At 50.5% G+C, this 17,686-nt stretch carries 11 protein-coding genes; 2 read left to right on the top strand and 9 right to left on the bottom strand.

Annotated features, from left to right (window positions below):
* Positions 1-368 precede the first annotated feature (368 nt).
* From DXZ20_RS10120 to DXZ20_RS10105, 4 genes are all read right to left on the bottom strand, one after another.
* On the bottom strand, positions 369-713 hold the full coding sequence (locus DXZ20_RS10120) for a hypothetical protein (protein ID WP_163697946.1): 345 nt from the start codon (positions 711-713) through the stop codon (positions 369-371).
* An 853-nt stretch (positions 714-1,566) separates the two neighbouring features.
* Positions 1,567-1,995, bottom strand: a complete 429-nt coding sequence (locus tag DXZ20_RS10115; protein ID WP_163697944.1) for a hypothetical protein — start codon at positions 1,993-1,995, stop codon at positions 1,567-1,569.
* Positions 1,995-7,946, bottom strand: coding sequence for an RHS repeat protein (locus DXZ20_RS10110; RefSeq protein WP_163697942.1), 5,952 nt, complete (start codon positions 7,944-7,946; stop codon positions 1,995-1,997). Before DXZ20_RS10110 ends, DXZ20_RS10115 begins: the two co-directional genes overlap by 1 nt.
* A gap of 694 nt (positions 7,947-8,640) precedes the next feature.
* The gene (locus DXZ20_RS10105; RefSeq protein ID WP_163671718.1) at positions 8,641-9,408 is read right to left on the bottom strand and encodes a proteasome-type protease; all 768 of its coding nucleotides are present in this window, start codon (positions 9,406-9,408) and stop codon (positions 8,641-8,643) included.
* Between the two features lie 469 nt (positions 9,409-9,877).
* Between DXZ20_RS10105 and DXZ20_RS10100 the strand changes: the two genes are divergently transcribed.
* Positions 9,878-10,969 (top strand): DICT sensory domain-containing protein, encoded by a 1,092-nt coding sequence (locus DXZ20_RS10100; protein ID WP_163666219.1) that lies wholly within the window; start codon positions 9,878-9,880, stop codon positions 10,967-10,969.
* 79 nt (positions 10,970-11,048) lie between these two features.
* On the opposite strand, the gene DXZ20_RS10095 is transcribed toward DXZ20_RS10100, so the two are convergent.
* Together DXZ20_RS10095 and DXZ20_RS10090 are read right to left on the bottom strand one after the other, a co-directional pair.
* Positions 11,049-12,143 carry an aromatic ring-hydroxylating dioxygenase subunit alpha gene (locus DXZ20_RS10095; RefSeq protein WP_250565704.1) on the bottom strand — a complete coding sequence of 365 codons (1,095 nt, stop codon included), beginning with the start codon at positions 12,141-12,143 and terminating at the stop codon, positions 11,049-11,051.
* An 18-nt stretch (positions 12,144-12,161) separates the two neighbouring features.
* Positions 12,162-14,120, bottom strand: coding sequence for an FAD-dependent oxidoreductase (locus DXZ20_RS10090; protein WP_163666222.1), 1,959 nt, complete (start codon positions 14,118-14,120; stop codon positions 12,162-12,164).
* 377 nt (positions 14,121-14,497) lie between these two features.
* Here DXZ20_RS10090 and DXZ20_RS10085 point away from each other — a divergent pair, with 377 nt between their 5' ends.
* Positions 14,498-15,283, top strand: coding sequence for an ABC transporter permease (locus DXZ20_RS10085; protein WP_163666224.1), 786 nt, complete (start codon positions 14,498-14,500; stop codon positions 15,281-15,283).
* Between the two features lie 124 nt (positions 15,284-15,407).
* Here DXZ20_RS10085 and DXZ20_RS10080 read toward each other — a convergent pair whose 3' ends face one another.
* The 3 genes from DXZ20_RS10080 to DXZ20_RS10070 form a co-directional block, all read right to left on the bottom strand.
* Positions 15,408-16,130, bottom strand: coding sequence for a DUF8692 domain-containing protein (locus tag DXZ20_RS10080; protein ID WP_163697941.1), 723 nt, complete (start codon positions 16,128-16,130; stop codon positions 15,408-15,410).
* A 266-nt stretch (positions 16,131-16,396) separates the two neighbouring features.
* Positions 16,397-17,191 (bottom strand): hypothetical protein, encoded by a 795-nt coding sequence (locus DXZ20_RS10075; RefSeq protein ID WP_163695747.1) that lies wholly within the window; start codon positions 17,189-17,191, stop codon positions 16,397-16,399.
* Positions 17,191-17,664 (bottom strand): hypothetical protein, encoded by a 474-nt coding sequence (locus DXZ20_RS10070; protein ID WP_163695745.1) that lies wholly within the window; start codon positions 17,662-17,664, stop codon positions 17,191-17,193. The genes DXZ20_RS10075 and DXZ20_RS10070 overlap by 1 nt, the downstream gene beginning before the upstream one ends.
* Between the last annotated feature and the right edge of the window lie 22 nt (positions 17,665-17,686).

Below are 17,686 nucleotides of genomic sequence, written 5' to 3'. Positions count from 1 at the left end.
TGTAAAAGTTGATGGGACAGTAACGACCCAAGGTGACATACCATCCAGGCGTTGAGTATCTAGAATTTGCGACTCATTCGGCCTCGGATCACCTCCGTATCTTTCATGTGCAGAAATTCCTAACATTAAAACTGCATCCAAAGTCGGGAAGTATTGGCTAAATTTCGAATTTGAATTGACGACAGAAATTTTTGAGAGTCGACTAAAGGCATCTGTCCATATCCTATAAGTTTCTTGATCCTTATTAAGGATTTTGAATTGACGACAGAAATTTTTGAGAGTCGACTAAAGGCATCTGTCCATATCCTATAAGTTTCTTGATCCTTATTAAGGATTATGATGTGGAAACACACGTTTCTTCTCCTACCTTATGGAATACGTAACTCATCATGAATAATGGGCTGATCAAGGCGTGGCAATAAATAGTTAGGAATGACATAGGTTGGAATGCCTCCATCCACACCATTGTCTACAAATATTCCAGGGCCTGCCAGAAATTCTGTTTGAATTCCAGTTTCAACGATTGTAAATGGTCCTCCATTCCAAAAACTGCTATTCACCTCTTGGTGAGGATAGTCTATTGCACCTTCAGCGCCCTCGCTCACCGCCACTAGCCGCTGACGATGATCCCACTCATAGGTGGTCACCGTGCCATCACTAATGCGAGTCCGCCGAATGCGATCGCCCTCATTGTCATACTCGTAATTAAACACCCCATCGGTGGTGAGCTGATTATTGGTCCCCGTCTGATAGCCCGCATTGGTGCGGTTGCCATTGGCATCGTAGCTGTCGGCTTCAGTGCTTTGGGCTGTATAGTCCGTAGCTCAATTCTGCTATGGATGACTCGTTTCAACTCCGCCAACGATATCCATTACTGCTTGAACTCTGCTACTTTCTCCTGAAAAGAGATAGTAAAATTCTCAGTAGAGAGGGAAAGAACTGGATTTCTACCAAAGCCTTTAAAAAACCAGCTACAGCGAATGCCCCTGATGACACACAAAGGACATACCAACGTTGCTCAGGGGTTGTATAGCCAAAGAGTAGGAGAGATATTGCTCCAGCTCCAAATCCGCCCAACCCCGCGAGCAACACGTACACCACAATTATGTATAAATTTACCATAGGTATAGTTGCTTAGCTGATTGAGACGAGCGTAGTTTAATATCGTGCGTTTGATCAGTCTTCGTTGAACAGTGGAAGATTCAGCGCTGGACGTCCGTTGGAGACTAAACTGCCTACAACTGGAGCAACTGGCAACAATGCAGGAGAGTATCTTGGAGTAATGTTGGCACTGGTTGGATAGAAAACAGACTCAGGAGAACGAGGAAAGCTTTCAGGTATGTCCAGCCCATGATATGGAAGGCGATAATCTGATCTGGGAGTCAGCTTTCTGCCTCTAGATTGTATGGCTCGTGCTCTAATGTTAGCACCAACCACAGATATACTGTTTGGGTTGTTGAGTTGAGCACACTCAACCCAACTTACTTGTTGTTGATGGACATGGTGATGGAGTCCCCTTGGAAAGGGTTCGTTAGCCACGCACCCTGCCTGCTTGCTGATGCTTCGCTAACATTGAATTTCATTTATGAAGGTCATTACTCCTCCATGGTGAAATATCCACATACAACTATCTTTGGTACTTGTAATTAACACATCACCATTAAAAAAACACTCACTGTAAGCATTAAGGTGTTCGGTTATAAAACACTCAAGATCAGCTGCATGCACTTTGAATGGTCCAAGTTCTTTCTTGTAAGATGCTTCAGTGACAACATATATATCACCACTAATTTTTTCGTGTTCTGGAAGCTCTTTGAATATATCAATATCCTCAAGCTCCTCCCAGTTCTTTAACTGCTTCCAACTAATACTATTCCCCCTGCTTGATAGTTGATTCAGAGTTTCTTCAAGTGTTAAATATTCAAATCCAAAACAGAATTTAAAGCTGGATTTAAAGCTTTTCCACGAAATGACTACCGATTTAAAGTCGATCATTAGAAAGTTTCCTGCCCTTCGATAAATATCTTTTCAGTTACACTGTGTCGTCTTCCATTAAAGTCACGTACGGTTACATGAGGACCTTCATTAGTATTGGCATGCCCATCGGGGTTCCACTCAATTCTTCGTTTACCATCAGGACTCTCCCACCAATTTGGCTTGTAATTAATATAGTTATCTAAGGATCCACCAGCAGCATTTTCGGCGGCTTCTAGTAATTTATCCTGATCTGGAACGAACGTTCTGATAACTGGTTGGCCAGCCGAGTTGGTTACTGTTTCATTTTCACCATTAGCATCAAAAAACGGTTTTTCAAGCTCTGGATTAGGAGATCTTGGATCAGCATCAAAGTCATCAACCTCCGACTGCGACTCTTCACCAAAGCCCCCAGGGTAAAGATCTTCGAGATTGACGGGTGGCGTCTGCAAGATTTCACCCCAATCGACTTGCGGCAGAGGCAGATTGTCCCAAATGGGTCGGTTGGGGTCGAAGTCAGGATTGTAGCCGCCGGTGACGGTTTCTAGACACCTCTGAGCAAAGTCTTCAAGGGCCTCGCGGGTCTCTTCTGATTGCAGTTGGTTATTGAGATAGACTGCCCCTAGCGCGAGTACAGCGCCTGCGGCTTTAATGGCTTTGACGCCGCCTACGAATATTAGAGGAGCAAAGGCGGCTTCCCCGCTGGGGTCGGTGTAGTTGGTGGGACTATTGAAGACATAACGATAAAGGTTGGCATCGCCTGCGTTAAAGCCCAGCGGGTCTTCCGAGAGGAACCGTCCCACCGCCGGGTCGTAGTAGCGCGCCCGATAGTACATCAACCCCGTTGCTTCATCCCGCTCTCTGCCGGTGTAGCCAAAGCGGAAGTCGAAATCAGGATTCGTCTCACTCGTCACCTGCCCAAAACTGTCATAGACAATGCGATTGAGGATGTTGCCACTGTTGTCGATCACATCGCGGACACTGCCCTGATGATCCGTTAACGCCCAATGAACCGCTCCATCCGCCGTCTCCTCTGCTAAGATCTGGTCCACATTTGGCCCATGCAAATAACGATGGGTTTGATTGCCCGTCTCATCAAAGACCAGGGCAATGTGGTCGCCATCATAGATAAAGTGCTCTGTGGTCGCAGCAGCGGGGCCATCGCCATCCGAGTCAACGCTCTGGCTGAGGCGACGGTCAAAGGCATCGTAGGTATAGGTGACGCGCTGAGTCACCGTAGCACCATCACCCTCGCTTACCGCCACTAGCCGCTGACGATGATCCCACTCATAGGTGGTCACCGTGCCATCACTAATGCGAGTCCGCCGAATGCGATTGCCCTCATTGTCATACTCGTAATTAAACACCCCATCGGTGGTGAGCTGATTATTGGTTCCCGTCTGATACCCCGCATTGGTGCGGTTGCCGTTGGCATCGTAGCTGTAAGCTTCATTGTCCTGGGCCGTATAGTCTGCCCCGGTTAACTGGTCCCGGTCATCATAGGTGTAGGTGGCCGTCCCGTCTGGCGAGATCAGGGTGGTCAGGCGATTGGCGGCATCATAGCTGAGCTGATAGTCAGCAATGGTGGCAGCATCTGTGGCATGGGTGAGCTGGCTCAGCCGTCCGCTGCCGTCATAGCTGTAGTTAGTGCTGGCAACGGGGGTATTGCCATCGGCTCCTGCAAACCGCGCCAGGGAAGTTAGCTCACTGGCGACGTTGTAGCCCATCTCGACCCGCTTAGACTGCACCGCTGTGCCCCCCTGCTGCACCTGGGTCATGCGGTCCAGGGCATCGTAGGTATAATCCGTTGTACCGCTGAGGGTACCGGCAATTGTATCGGTGGTCTGGGTCAGGTTATCGACCGCATCATAGGCGTAGCCAAATACCACCTGGGGCACCGACGGTGCCGTGGTGATGCTTTCTGAGGTCAGGCGGTCGAGGGCGTCAAAGCTATAGGTGTTAAGGCTCAACACCGTGTCGGTAAGCGCATCGGTATCTTGTACCTGGGTCAGCCGCCCTAGCTCGTCAAAGCCATAGCCCAAGGTGCGCTGCACGGCATCTGTCGCACTCAGCCATTGCTCACTGGTGCGACGGTCAAGATTGTCGTAGGTAAACTGTCGCGTTTGCCCGTTGCGATCGCTCATCTGAGTCAGGTTATCCATCGCGTCATAGCCATAGCTGCGGCTAAAGCCGAGAGCGTTAGTATCCTGGATCAGCCGGTTCAGCCCGTCGTAGGCATAGGTCGTCTGGTTGGTCAGCGGGTCTGTCACCGACACCAGATTATCCACCGCATCGTAGCCATACTGGGTGGCCTGCCCCAATGGGTCAATGATGGCAATCTGGCGATTGAGCGCATCGTACTGATACTGCGTTGTTTGGCCCAGGGCATCGCTGGTGGCGGTCAAGTTGCTCACCGCGTCATAGCTGTAGCGGGTCAGCGGCGCAATTTGTGCCCCCGCGCCATCGGGGTCAGGATTTGTGGTTTGAATCAGGCGATTACGCCCGTCGTACTGAAACGTGGTAGTGCGCCCCAGGGGATCGATGAACGCCGTTTGATTATTGGCCGCATCGTAGGTGTAGCCAGTAACCGGAGCAGCCAACGGCCCAGCCCCATCGGGGTCAGGATCGGTGATCTGGGTCAGCCGGTTGCGAGCGTCGTACCCAAAATTGGTCACCCGCCCCAGGGCATCGGTGATCTGGGTCTGGTTGCCCAGTAGGTCGTAGCCAAACTGAGTCACCGGTGCCGTCAGCGCCCCGGCCCCATCGGGATCTGGCTCCGTCACCTCCACCAGGCGGTTTAGTTCGTCATACTGGTAGGCCGTTGTCCGATTGCCAGGGCGGGTCAGCTGGGTTAGCAAATCGACCGCATTGTATTGGTAGTCGGTCACCAGGACGGGCAGTGCTCCAGCCCCGTCGGGGTCGGCGGAGGTGGTGCGAATCAGGCGATCGCGGGCATCGTACTCAAACTGGGTCGTCACACCCCGCGCGTTGGTCAGCGCGGTTAGGTTATTGTCCAGGTCATAGGTGTACTGCGTCACGGGTGCGGCCAGCGGCCCGGTGCCGTCGGGGTCGGCCTCGGTCACCTGTGTCTGGCGATTGCGGGCATCGTAGGCATAGGTGGTGACATTGCCCCGTGCGTCGGTGAGCGTTGTCAGATTGCCGTCGGCATCGTAGCCAAAGTTGGTAATCGGTGATGTCAGCGGCCCGGCCCCATCGGGGTCGGCCTCCGTGATGCGCTCCAGGCGATTCATCGTGTCATAGGCATAGAGCGTTTCATGGCCCCGCCCATCCACTCGCCGCACCCGGTTGCCAGCGGCATCATAGAAGTACTGGGTGCTCGTGGTGGTCAACGGTCCATCGCCATCGGGGTCAGCCTCCACCATTTCAATCAGGCGATTGCGTCCGTCGTACTCAAAGGTGGTGCGATTGCCCCGCGCATCGATAAAGGCGCTCTGGTTGCCAGCACTGTCATACTCATAGCGCTCAACCGCCTCGTCTGCGGTGCCCTGGGCCGTGGTAATTGTGGTGACCAGACCGCGCGCGTCATAGTCAAAATTGGTAATCCGCCCCAGGGCGTCCGTCACCGTATCCACCAGCCCGTCACCCAGGTAGGTCAGACTGGTGACCCGGTCGTCCGTGCCACCCACTTCGCCCACCACCTGACGAATCTCGATAATATTGCCCGTGGCATCCAGTTCATGCAGGGTCTGGCGGCCCAGTTCATCGGTGGCTTGAATCAGCTGATTAAACTGGGAATCAAAGACCTGCTGGCGGCCAGCGGCCCCAGAAAGACTATCGACAATCTGGTTAGGGTTACCCTGGTCATCGTAGGTAATGGTGGTGCGATCGCCCGTGCCATCCACCATGGCAGATACCCGGCCACAGCTACAGTCGCGCTCAAGGGTGAGCACGTTACCCACCGCGTCGGTTTGATTCAGCAGATTACCGGCCTTGTTTAGGGTAAAGACCTCCACATTTCCCCGACCATCCGTCTGGGTAGCGGTGGGCGTAATAATTTCTGTGGCCGTGGGGGTAAATGCCAGCGGCGCGGTGGTGGGATCGATCGTTTGACTGGGTAGATACAGCCCCTTCACCTGAATTGGGTCAATGTCGATGACGCTGCCGTCCCGGCGTATCGAGCGGTCAACACGACCAAAGCCATCGTACTCGGTTGTTTCTCGATGGCCCCGCTGATCGACCTCTGCGGTCATGCGGAAGTTGTTGTCATACTCCCAGGTACGAACGGCGGCATCGGGGTCGGTGATGCTTTGCAGGTTGCCAGCGGGGTCGTAGGCTAGCTGGGTTTGTCGACCGGCGGGGTCGGTAATGGTCGTGACCCGACCCTCGGTATAGGTAAATGTTGTTTCTAGCCCGACGGCATCGCGCATGGTGATGAGCTTACCCTCGGTGTCATAGAGGTAGGTGAGGGTGTTGCCATTGCGATCTTGCACGGTAGCCAGCTGATTGCGCGCGTTAAAGGTTGTCACCGTTTGATCTTTTAGGGTGCGACGAAACGTACCATCAGCAAGCCGCTCCAGCCGTGAATAGTCGCCCGCAGGAGACCCGTAGACGCCCCCGACCTCAGTCGGGGCCTGAAAAATCTGGTGGGTACCGTCTCCATCAATTAGCAGCACTGAATTGTCGGCATTGACCACAATTTCCTGCCAATCCCCCAGGCTCCAGCCGTTGCCAAAAGGACTGCCCGCTCGGTTCACCACCGTAAAGGTGCCTGTGGTGGTGTGCCGCAGAGGGTCAAAGGTGCCCGCCGGGTCAAAGGTTTGAATGTCTCGATCAACCTGGTATGTGTAGACCCCCGAAGCCTGATTTCGCAAATCGGCCTGGAGCGCTCCCTGCACCACCGCATTGTCTTGATCTGGCACACTCCAAAAGTTCTCTCCACCGGTTAAGCCAAACTGATCGCCCGTGTACCCTGGCAGAGCGATGGTTGTATCTCCGGCCTGGATACTCATTTTTGCAATCATCAACTGTGTCCCCGGCGCATCTTGCACGTTCTCATAGGCAAAATGCACAATGGGGCGAACGTCAGCGGCGGTAGAGTCATAGTGCAGGGTAAGGGCTCGGGCTCGGCCCTGGGATTGATAGGCCGTCAGGGTGTGGGTCTCTGTCAATGCCCCAGAGTGCATCTCAACTCTGGAATTGACGTCGACATCAAATTCAGCAGCACAGTTATTGCTTTGGTTAAAGCTGGTATCACCCAGCGGTGTAGCCCCTATGGGTTGCTCCAACCCCTGTAAATCAAACACAAAAATATTGTTGTTATAGTCTGATTCCCCAATATTTTGCGGCTGATTGACAGACAGTATTAAATACTGTTGATCGCCACTCAGCACCAATGTTTCTTCACGGAAAGCAGAGGTTGCGCCTGCGGCAATTGCCTGCTGATTGGTGTAGTAAGTGTCGTCAATATTCGGACCGCCAACCACGGGGATTGCAGTGTCTGTTGTAACATCTAAAGTTGGATCAGAAGAGAGCCAAAACCGATTGAAAAAACTGTTGGCCGCCACATCGGCACATTGAGTTCTCGTGCGGTTGTTGGTTACGGCCCAGCTCACCGTGACTGTCCCATCCGGATTACTACGCAGCTCTGCTTCGGGGGCGATTGTTAAATCTGGCACTCGAAAGATGCAACCGATGCCGATAAATGCACTCACGAGTGGATCGCTGTCTTCTCTCAATCCCGTCAGACTGTCTTGCTGCACTGTACTGCCATGGGCTGTGTGAGTTTCAGCGTCTAAAGAGACTTCAGACAGAACAGCGCTCTCCTCACCAAGCAAGGGTGCTGGTGCAAGATCAATGGGTGGCGGTGCGTCTACTGCAATCGCGCCTGCTGACTGGGAAGATCTTGGCAACACCGGACCCAATGGGGATTCAGCTGTTGCCAAGTTGAGGTGACTGCCGTCTAGATGACTAGTCTCCAATAGAGAAGACTGATCATAGCTATGATCCACCATGAGATAACTTCCTAATTATGAGGTATAAAAAATCGTAGTTGTTGACGTGTCCCCGCCATTTTCCATAACCGAATGGAATCGGTTATTTACATTGCGATACTCTATTACCTGTTCAGTTGTTTTAGGGAACTTGCAAAAAATAGCCCACCCAGGCGTTTACCCTGTACGCGGCTCGTGTTCTCTCAAATTGGAGAGTTTGATGTATTCACATGCTAGTTCCACCTGTACCCGTTTTAATTAACTAACGGATAAGGTTCCAGGAAATAATGTGCTGACAACAACAGCTCCAGTGAGGAAATTGAGGAGTTGTCGTCAGGGTAACAAAGGAGCATCCATGGGGATATTTTGGGGATACTAGTATCCCCAAAATATCATTCCTTGTCTAATAGTGTTTTGGTAAACACCTATCCCTAATTACAGCAAGACGCCTGCAAAAACTAATCGAAGTTAGCCGATCTGCAAGACCAACGTTATTAAGCATTTTTCTCTTTAAAGTGCGTGCAAAAAAGTGCGTGTAAAAACGGTTCTTTATCCCCCCTGGTCAGAGCTGAGGAGATAAACAGGGAAACGGTGAACAATGTAGTAATTGCGTATGTTGAAATTATAGTACAACTACTCGACAATGTATCACTGTAGTTATCTATTGTTGTTACAATCTCCATTGATCGCGTTATGGCCGGGCTTAGTTTTTAGGTTATTCAATGGAAAAGTCGGGCTCGGCATCGATGGAAACGCGATTCCATTCGGGGGTGGGCATATTATTGGTGGCTTCCCGCAGGGTGCCTTCCCAATATTTGCGAATCTTCGCTAAATAGGGGTCGCTGGACTGGAGCTGGACCCGATGACGTATTTCAAAGCTGTCGGCTTCGTACAGAACCATGTTGATGGGCGGACCGACGGAAATATTGGAGCGCATGGTGGAATCAATGGAAAGAAGGGCGCATTTTGCGATCGCATCCAACGACGACCCATGGGTTAACGCTCGATCCAAAATCGGCTTACCATATTTTGTCTCCCCAATCTGCAAAAACGGCGTTTCCGGTGTGGTTTTAATACAGTTACCCTGGCTATAGACCAGATAGATCTCCGGTGCTTCCCCTGGCAACTGCCCGCCCACCAAAAAATTACACTGAAACTTGATGCCATCCTGATCTAGCCAGGTGCGATCCTCATCTTGAATTTTACGAATTTCATACCCAATGTAGCGGGCCACCTCATACATGGTGGGGATAGTATGTAGCGAGTCCTTGGCCCCGTTTTTAATATCCTGACCCAACTGATGAATCACCGCCTGGGTAACCGACAAATTGCCAGACACACAGGCCACAATCACCCGCTCTCGCGGAATCGAGAAGTCAAACAACTTTTGGTAAGACGAAATATAATCCACACCAGCATTGGTGCGAGAATCAGCTGCTAATACTAATCCTTCTTTGACGGATATGCCTAAACAATAGGTCACTGATATCGACTCCTCTTTCATTTAGCAGCTGCACTGAATACAGATATGCACACACCAGGTCGTTTGTAAAATCTGATGCCTTGTCAAGATATCATGATGGTATTAAACCCAACCTTCTGGCATTCTGTCTGGTGTTAAGAATACTGGGTTGTTGGCTGGGGCAGTTTCCCCATGGGACAGCAAGCATGGAGCAGAAGGGGTAAATTAATGGTGAAAATAGGCGTCTATATTGAGAGATCTGCCGGAATGCCGGACATTCTATTTCGATACGTAACGAGATAATGTGCACGCTCCAACATCGCTTGATTTCTATAGTTTAATTAGTAAAAGCAACCACATCAATAAGCATTGACTCTCATCAATGCTTATTGATGTGGTTGCTTAATTTAGCGTTATTTCGGGATCTGGCTTCCATGGGAATAGCAACGTTGTTGTTCTGTTATGGAATGCCAGTTAGGGCGTATTACACATGGGCATTTCTTTATTTCTCTCCATCGAAAATCAGTATGAATCGCTGCGACGAGTAAATAGCATTCCGGTTATGAATCTGATTAGTCATCAGATTGAAGATCAGGTAATTAACCATCAGATTACGGCTGATTTTTTTGCAGGGTTTCAGCGGTTTTCTCATTTTCCCGAGCAATTACGTCGCTATAGCCGCTTAGGGGCCGTTTGTCGTCGAGTTTATGTTTTTGGCATTCCAGACTGTGAGCCCCCTGCAATTTCAGGTCTAGAATTTCTTGAATTGGCCCCAGCTTCATCGTTAGCTCAGGAATGGTTTTTATTGGTAAATACGCCTACTTTTTGGGCCACCCTGGTGGCTCGTGAGGTGGATGGGCAAGATCCGGTGACCAAGAGCCGGCGCTTTGATGCGGTCTGGTCCTACGATGTGGAGGTGGTGGAGCGTGTGGCTTTGCTGACTTCCCAGATGATGGAGCAACCGTACCAGCCGATCCGTGATCGAGACTATGCCCGGCAAAATTTCCATATTTCTGAAATGAACAGCAGTATGGTAAATCAGATAGAGGGCATTAATGAGCTTAGCCAACGACGGTGGTCGCGGTTGCAAACGTTGCAGGCTCTTTCGGCGATCTCTGCGCAACGGTTGATGCCGTTTCTAGAAGAATCGGCCAAGGTGTTGCTGGAGGTTTTTGGAGCGACGGGGGTTGCGATCGCATTCCAGGTGGATAACGATAGCTATAAAGTTGTTGTTGCAGCTGGAGAGGCCATGGGTAAAGGCTGGGGAGTACATCTTACCGATGGCATCTGTGGCAAGTCCATTCGAGAAAGCCGTCCCGTTCGTTATCAAGATATTAGCCACAGCCAACGGTTTGACTCACAGCTACCCACGGCCAAGTGTTTAATTGCGGCTCCAATTCATCACCATAAACAAAGTGGTGTAGTTGCCCTGGGACATCCGACACCTAATATGTGGGATGAAGAAGATTTGGATATGCTAGAAACAGCAGGCCGATTTATGGCTATCGGCATCAGACAGTTTGTCCGGCATGTCCAGTCAAAACTAAAATCTCAGCAGCAACAGCAACAGGAAACCATGTAGCAGTCTTAAACAGAATCCTATGTAGGGGCGCACCGACATTCGTCCTTCAGGACATGGACACCTTATTCGAGCTTGGTTCCTACGATTGTTGGGCCTGATAATCAATCAGCTGTTGTACCTTAACAATCGTCTGGTTAAACTCTGGACCTTTGCGATGGGGCATGGCCTCAAAGGCGCGTTGCTCATCTTCCATCATGAGGACATCCTGCACCACCAGACCAGCCAGCAGGCCACGGGCTGCATTAAACAGACTATTTTTAACAAAGCGACGAAAGCCCATGGGTAGTTTATGTAACCGATGAAAGGCTCCTAGGGAAACAAAATGCACCAGATACGCCTTGGTTTGGGTTTCACTCACCGGGCAAAAGAGACAGTAAATCTTAAAATCGTTACCTAGAACCGATTGCCAGTGGGGATAGACATAGCTAACATCCAGATGGGTAGGGCGTAGCTTGCGCATGGCTGGGATAAACAGCTGGCCGACAGAATAAATCTTGTCGATCTTGTAATAACTCTCGGCGTCGTAATGGGCGTCTACCCGAGTTGGGCTGGTTTCAATGTCACGCAGTACTGGATTTGCCCAGGCCTGTAAATTATCATGCAGTCGTCCATGGTACATATCCATCAGATTCTCGATGAGAAATGAGAAATGGGACGGGGTGTCGATGGTGGTATAGGAGGCAATGTAATTAATGTGATCCCATTCAGGTAATCCCATGGGGGCTAAGGTGTCTGCCTGATCTGCGTCCCCTGGAAATAGCCAGATAAAGCCATCCTGTTCTTTGACTGGGTAGGTGCGTAGACGACAGCTGGGCAGCTTTTGTTTAGCGCTTAAGTAGGGCACCTCCACACAGGCTCCTGCGCCATTAAACTGCCAGCCATGGTAAACGCACTCCAGCTGATTGCCCTGGACCTGACCGTGGCTCAGACGTACCTGCCGATGGGGGCAGCGGTCTTCTAACGCGTGGATCACCTGGTTGCGATCTCGATACAGCACTATGGGCTGATGCCATAGCACCACTCCCAAGGGCTGATCAGTGAGTTCACTGCTTTGGGCCACCACATACCAATGGTTGAGGTTAATGGGGGCGCGGCGAATAGAGTCGATGGGCGGGGGAGATGGCGTAGAGACAGCCGGAGAGATCAAGGAAGCGGGGGATGAGAGAGAGTCCATGGGTAATAGGAGCCTGATTTATACCTTAAATACACCTTCGGGATTGACTGACATGAGCGGACGGCGAGCACTGCCTTCCCTATGTAATACTTCATTGGCGGCGAGTAAGCCACTGCTGACGGCTCGTTCCATTAAACCGCAGGGAAATGGCATTTTAACCCAGTCGCCAGCAAACAGGAGGTTGGGAACAGCCGTGGCACTGCTGGGACGGTTGGGATAGCTGCCCGGTGGGAACCCGGCAAAGTTCTTTTGGTTGACCAGCTCCTGGTGCAAAATGTTGGCTCCTTCTAAGTCTGGAACAATCTCCCAAAGTTCTCTCTTAAAGGTGTCTAATAAAGCTTGCTGTGTGGGAAACTCTTTCTCTTTGTAGCAATAGGCATGCAGTTCTACAACGCTGCCGCCGGTCTCTGCCGCCCATTGGGTGTAGTCTCCTTGTACCTTATGGTAAAGGGTGATGCTATCGGTCAGATCATAGCCAGAAAGAGAGGTAAACCAGCTGTGCTCCCATTCAAAGTCACGGTCTAGCCAGAAACGCCCCACGGCAAAGGGATCGGCCACCTGTAGCTGACTAATCTGAGCCATCACCGTGGAATTGGGCTCTCCCTGGGAGAGGGCAAAGAGATTTTTGATGCCGGGAATATCGGCGGCAAAAATAAAGTAGTCGGCCTCCAAACTGTCGGCCAGACCCTCCGCATTTTTGACGGGGTTAGCGGCCATCAGTTGAATGCGATTGTTCTCTCGTTTGAGTACCTTAAACTGGGCTAAATTCTCTTGGGCCGGACCGCTCATTACCTGACCGTCACCAGCATAGGTGGCACCGTGGCAGGGACACACAAAGCCATCGCCGTTGGCCGCAACTTCTTTGTGGACACTACAGCCTTGGTGGGTACAGGTGAGCGATATGGCCTGATCGCTGTTGGCGTCGACAACAAAGAGTCGGTCGCCTGCGCCAAAATATTCGGTGGTATCGGTGCTGAGGAGAGGGTTGCGATCGCACCAAAAGGGTACCGGATTCACCGCGATGTTTCCTTTTTGGTAATCGACGCTAGCGATTTTGCCATCGGCCCAATTAATCTGGCTAACCGTTACCCCGGTGAGGATTTGACCACCATTGGTTTCAATGGCATGACTCAATGGATCCACCAGGCAACGACCCATGTCCTCACAGGTGCCATTAAAGGCCAAACCCTCGGGGTTGCCAAAAAAGTAGAAGTGGAAAAACTGCATCAGCTCCCCGGCGCTGAGCACATCCGGTGAATTCAGGCTAGACTTAGCAAACGGTAGGAAATAGAGGTCGTATAAACCTTTAGGAAACTGTCCCTGGCCCCACTCCTCCACCGACAGATGGTCCAGGCGCTCATAGGTTTGGGGCATCCGAAAGCTAGTAATCTCCCGAAAGACTTCCAAATGTTTGAGCTTGGTGAGGTTGATACCCCATTTCAGCCGGTTTTCTGAGGAAACCGCCAGGTCCACAATGTTCCAGGGAAAAGCGGCATTACTGGGGTAAAACGCCTCAGGCTTGTAGCCATTTTTATAGAGGACGGCGTAAAAGTTGAGCGACTGAAAGTTGTCCTGGGCCTTGAGCTCATCCACCAGGCTAAACAGATTGTAATACTGGGGAAAGAAGCCATGAAACCCGTGTTCCATACGGAGTTCATGATCGCCAACTTGGATCGGCCAGCTGGCAATTTTACCCCCGAGTTGGGGAGAACGCTCTAGCAGGGTGACGGCCATGCCGCGCTTACTCAGCTCATAGGCAGTGGCTAAACCCGCTAAGCCGCCACCGACAATAATAGCTTTTGTGGCGCGCCCCACCGTTTGAGGTAAATCGAGGCGGTCAACTTGATGTAGCGTCGGTTGAGGTTTGGCAAAACGGGTGTAGCCTAGGGTGCCGCCAACGGCTCCAACGCCTAATAATTTAAGTGCACTCCGTCGTGAAATATCAGGGGTTTGCCAGGTCTCAGGGAATGGATTCATTAAAAAGGGAAATACTCGGTAATTGGTTATGGAAGACTAGTATTAGAGGGAAAATTTGTTAAAAGAGCTGAATCACAAACTGGATTAGCCGATTTTTGGTGATAGAGTCCCTAAACAGCTACGGATACATCAGCTCCTATGGATTGCCGATGAGTGCATTTAGTCTGATGAGTGCATTTAGTCTATTGACAGGTGAGCATGGTAATCAGCCTTTAAATAAATACCTATAAAACTACTGTTGGCATTGCTGCGTTTCGGAATATCAACTACAGACTGTTGGCTAAGCTTACAGATCTAGCGAAACCCTACCCAAACCTGATATAAATCATTTTCGGTACAAATCTTAAACCATAAAGCACTACAGCGGTGAACCATTTATGGCCTATCTGATGGCTCAAATTACCCGATATTGGCAGGAAATTCTGGCGGTCGCGCAGCGAATTTTGTTAGAGCTGGTGCGACGGCGACGCAGCCTGATTTTCTGGGCTATTTTCCCCACATTGTTGTTATTGCTAAATGGGGTCATTACGACAGAACGGGCTCAGTTAGATTTGGCTGATGCGTTGGAGGTCGTTGCTCCACCTACCCTAGTGGGGGCTGCTCTGTTTTTTAGTTGCCTGGGGGGAAGTGTTGCGACCGTTGTTGCTGAGCGCGAGCAAAATACCCTCAAACGGCTGTTTTTATCGCCATTGCGGGGAGTGTCTTATTTCTTGGGAATTGTTTTGGCCCACAGTGCCATTGGTGTAGGCCAGGCGTTGTTGGTGTTTGCGATCGCACTTACCCTGGGGGCCACCTTTCCCGGTTCCTGGCCCCTGGCGATGCTGATTATCCTGCTGAGCATTCTGGCCTATGTGGGGGTGGGCTTTATCCTTGGCACCCAGTTTGCTCGCCGCACTGAAGATGTCAACGCCCTAGTGGCTGCATTTGGTGTACCGTTACTGATTATGGGTGGAGCCTTTATGCCCACCTCGATTTTTCCCGACTCCCTTTTACAGCTAGCACGGTTTAATCCAATTTTTCACATGACGGAAGCCCTCACGCTGGTCATGGCTGCAGAACCGGCAAACGAACACATTGCCTTCCTTAGCATTTTTGCCCTGGCGATGGTGGTGGCTGGCTGGCTGGCCTATCGGCGGATGTTAAACCTTGAGCGTCAGCTATAAGCACTGGTGCCAGTTTTGAGTTTTGAATGATGGCAGTCTTTGGTGTCAAAGCATGTGACGCTGGGAGTCCATGGCTGAATTTGCGGGAATTGTTATTAGACAGGTCTTTATGTATGACTGACACCTAGGCTGGATCAAGGGCTATGGATTTTGCAGTTCTAAACGCCTGATACAGGCTACCTACAAATACGGTGCATGCGGTCAGTTTACAAAATTCTTCAAGGACCCCAAGCGCAGTTTGCATAATCAGGCCCATATCCATACCCAGTAGGAAAGCTAGAATATCGGGTCGATTGGTTAACAGATCTAAAAAGACCATCGCGAAAAGAAAGGCAAAACCAGTCAGCAACAGCGGCAGCACATTTCTGTAGCGTTTCATCTCAGCACGATAGCGATAGACTAAGCCAGCGGCAGCCATACCGTATAGACCGACAATGACATCATCAATGCGGTCGGTAATCGCATTTTCCTCGATACCTAAAATACCGTGGAGCCAGATATCGAACCGTTCGTGAATCTCCATATGCTCATCGGCGGCCAAAAAGACAAACCCCATAGCAATGATCAACCACACGAAGGCAGGGGAACGCCAGCTCCAATCTTTTCTACAGCGTCTGATATACACTCCCATGGATAGGAGGGCAATGGCTATCAGATACGCGGTTGATAGGGAGGTAATAAAACTCTCCTCATTAAAATAAGCGCGTACATTGCCTTCATTGATACCGGTCCATACCGCCAGCACGACCACCAGGGTGTTGATTGTTAAGAGAATTTTTAACAGCCACCCAGTATGGGATTTGTCCTTAGACAAGTCGGACGTGATCGAGGATACAGAAAGTTTCACGTTAAGCTTGCGCTCCTACATCTGTCAGCACTGACAAACGGCAGCAAACAGTGAAGCAAGATCACATAGCCGCTGCGTTTGTCTGCTTTGGTAAAGATTAGTTTAACGCAAGGTTAACCAGTTTAATGTGAGGTTAACAATCGGTGTGGTTAGATTTAGGTAACCCAAGCTGTCAGAGCTTAATACTTATAACTAGAGCGTTAACCCAAGCTGTCGCATACCTGTTCAATGCTTTGAACGCTGCCTGGATTAATCCTGATTCCACCTCAGTTTGTGTGAGGGGATGTAATCAACGGTCTCCGTCCATTGAGAGAAGAGGCAATTAACAAATTACGCATCCAGTCGTCATGATATCGGAAGCCATTGAGTTTCTCAAAGGGACACAAACAGCCTCCATTTTGCTGCTGAGTTTTACGACAGAATGGATGAAAGTTCCACAGCATCGCCATGGAGCGAACGGATAACTCAGCAGCCTCCCAAGCCCCATGAAAATCTTGCATGGCATAGAGTGCCCGGTCGAGATAGTTCATGGGGCGATCCACCTGATTACTGGTGCGATAGGCATTAGGAAAGTCGAAGGCTCTCTGGAAAAATAGAGATTTTTCTCTGAGTCGTTGTAACCGGTCATGGATGGCGTCGGGAAGCTCCACCGATTGTGTCCATTCGAGAAAACGACGCAATCGCTGAGCAAATTGACGTTTGCTGGTGGCGTGATAGATATGCCAAAGCTTGTCGGTTAAGCAGGTGCGTAACTCAGGCTTAGAGCGACACCAATCACGCACTTTAATCACCTCATGTAGAAAGCATAGAATCCAGGTGATGCCAGGAAATAGGGTTTCCCAGGCTCGACGAGTCGCGTCCCATCCATCGGTGGTGACTGTCTCAGGTCGATAGTCAGGGGCATGCTCGCTCATCTCTTGCTCAAAGTCCCCATACGCCGCTTGCAAGTCCTCGTATCCAGCCGTTGGGCTCAGACCACTGCCCACAATACACCCCTTAGCCGCTGTCACCACCCAATAGATACGCTCTCCTTGATGGCTACCATGCTTTTCATCGGCCACTAGATGGGGGGGAGCGACTCTTCTGTTTTCAACGTTGTTCCGACAATGGATGCTCGGCCAAGAGATTGACACAACCGATACCAATGCATCTCCGAGCGGCCCAATACGTAAGCAATCCCATCATAAGAGAGGCCATGCTTTCTCAAATACATTGCTTTGCCTGCTAGCTCAGACGTTTCACTCATATAAGGCGTGACGAAATCGGGACGCAGTTGATAGGCTGTTTTTTGTTTGGGAAGATATATACGACGTGTTTTCAGGTGCTGACGAGCTGAGGTCACCCACCCATGAAACCGATATCCCTCCTCAATTCCCTTGGGGAACAGCTCCGGATAGCTGGCTATTTGCTCGTTCAGGTACTCTCGGTAGGCCTCACGGTCCTCAACCAACTGGTCATAATCAATGCTATCGGCGATGGGCAGGCAGATCGTTTTATCCCCTGCTGTCCCTCGTTGCTTGCGTTTGGCCATCATACTTGGCCTCCAAACTCGATGA

It is taken from the genome of Adonisia turfae CCMR0081 (assembly GCF_011009555.1).
GTDB lineage: Bacteria > Cyanobacteriota > Cyanobacteriia > Phormidesmidales > Phormidesmidaceae > Leptothoe > Leptothoe turfae.
This window is presented reverse-complemented; position numbering and strand designations above follow the sequence as displayed.

Coding starts and splice junctions, on each gene's coding strand:
- DXZ20_RS10100 (WP_163666219.1), top strand. CDS start 9,878: ATGGGCATTTCTTTATTTCTCTCCATCGAAAATCAGTATGAATCGCTG.
- DXZ20_RS10115 (WP_163697944.1), bottom strand. CDS start 1,995: ATGATCGACTTTAAATCGGTAGTCATTTCGTGGAAAAGCTTTAAATCC.
- DXZ20_RS10110 (WP_163697942.1), bottom strand. CDS start 7,946: ATGGTGGATCATAGCTATGATCAGTCTTCTCTATTGGAGACTAGTCAT.
- DXZ20_RS10070 (WP_163695745.1), bottom strand. CDS start 17,664: ATGATGGCCAAACGCAAGCAACGAGGGACAGCAGGGGATAAAACGATC.
- DXZ20_RS10085 (WP_163666224.1), top strand. CDS start 14,498: ATGGCCTATCTGATGGCTCAAATTACCCGATATTGGCAGGAAATTCTG.
- DXZ20_RS10090 (WP_163666222.1), bottom strand. CDS start 14,120: ATGAATCCATTCCCTGAGACCTGGCAAACCCCTGATATTTCACGACGG.
- DXZ20_RS10095 (WP_250565704.1), bottom strand. CDS start 12,143: ATGGACTCTCTCTCATCCCCCGCTTCCTTGATCTCTCCGGCTGTCTCT.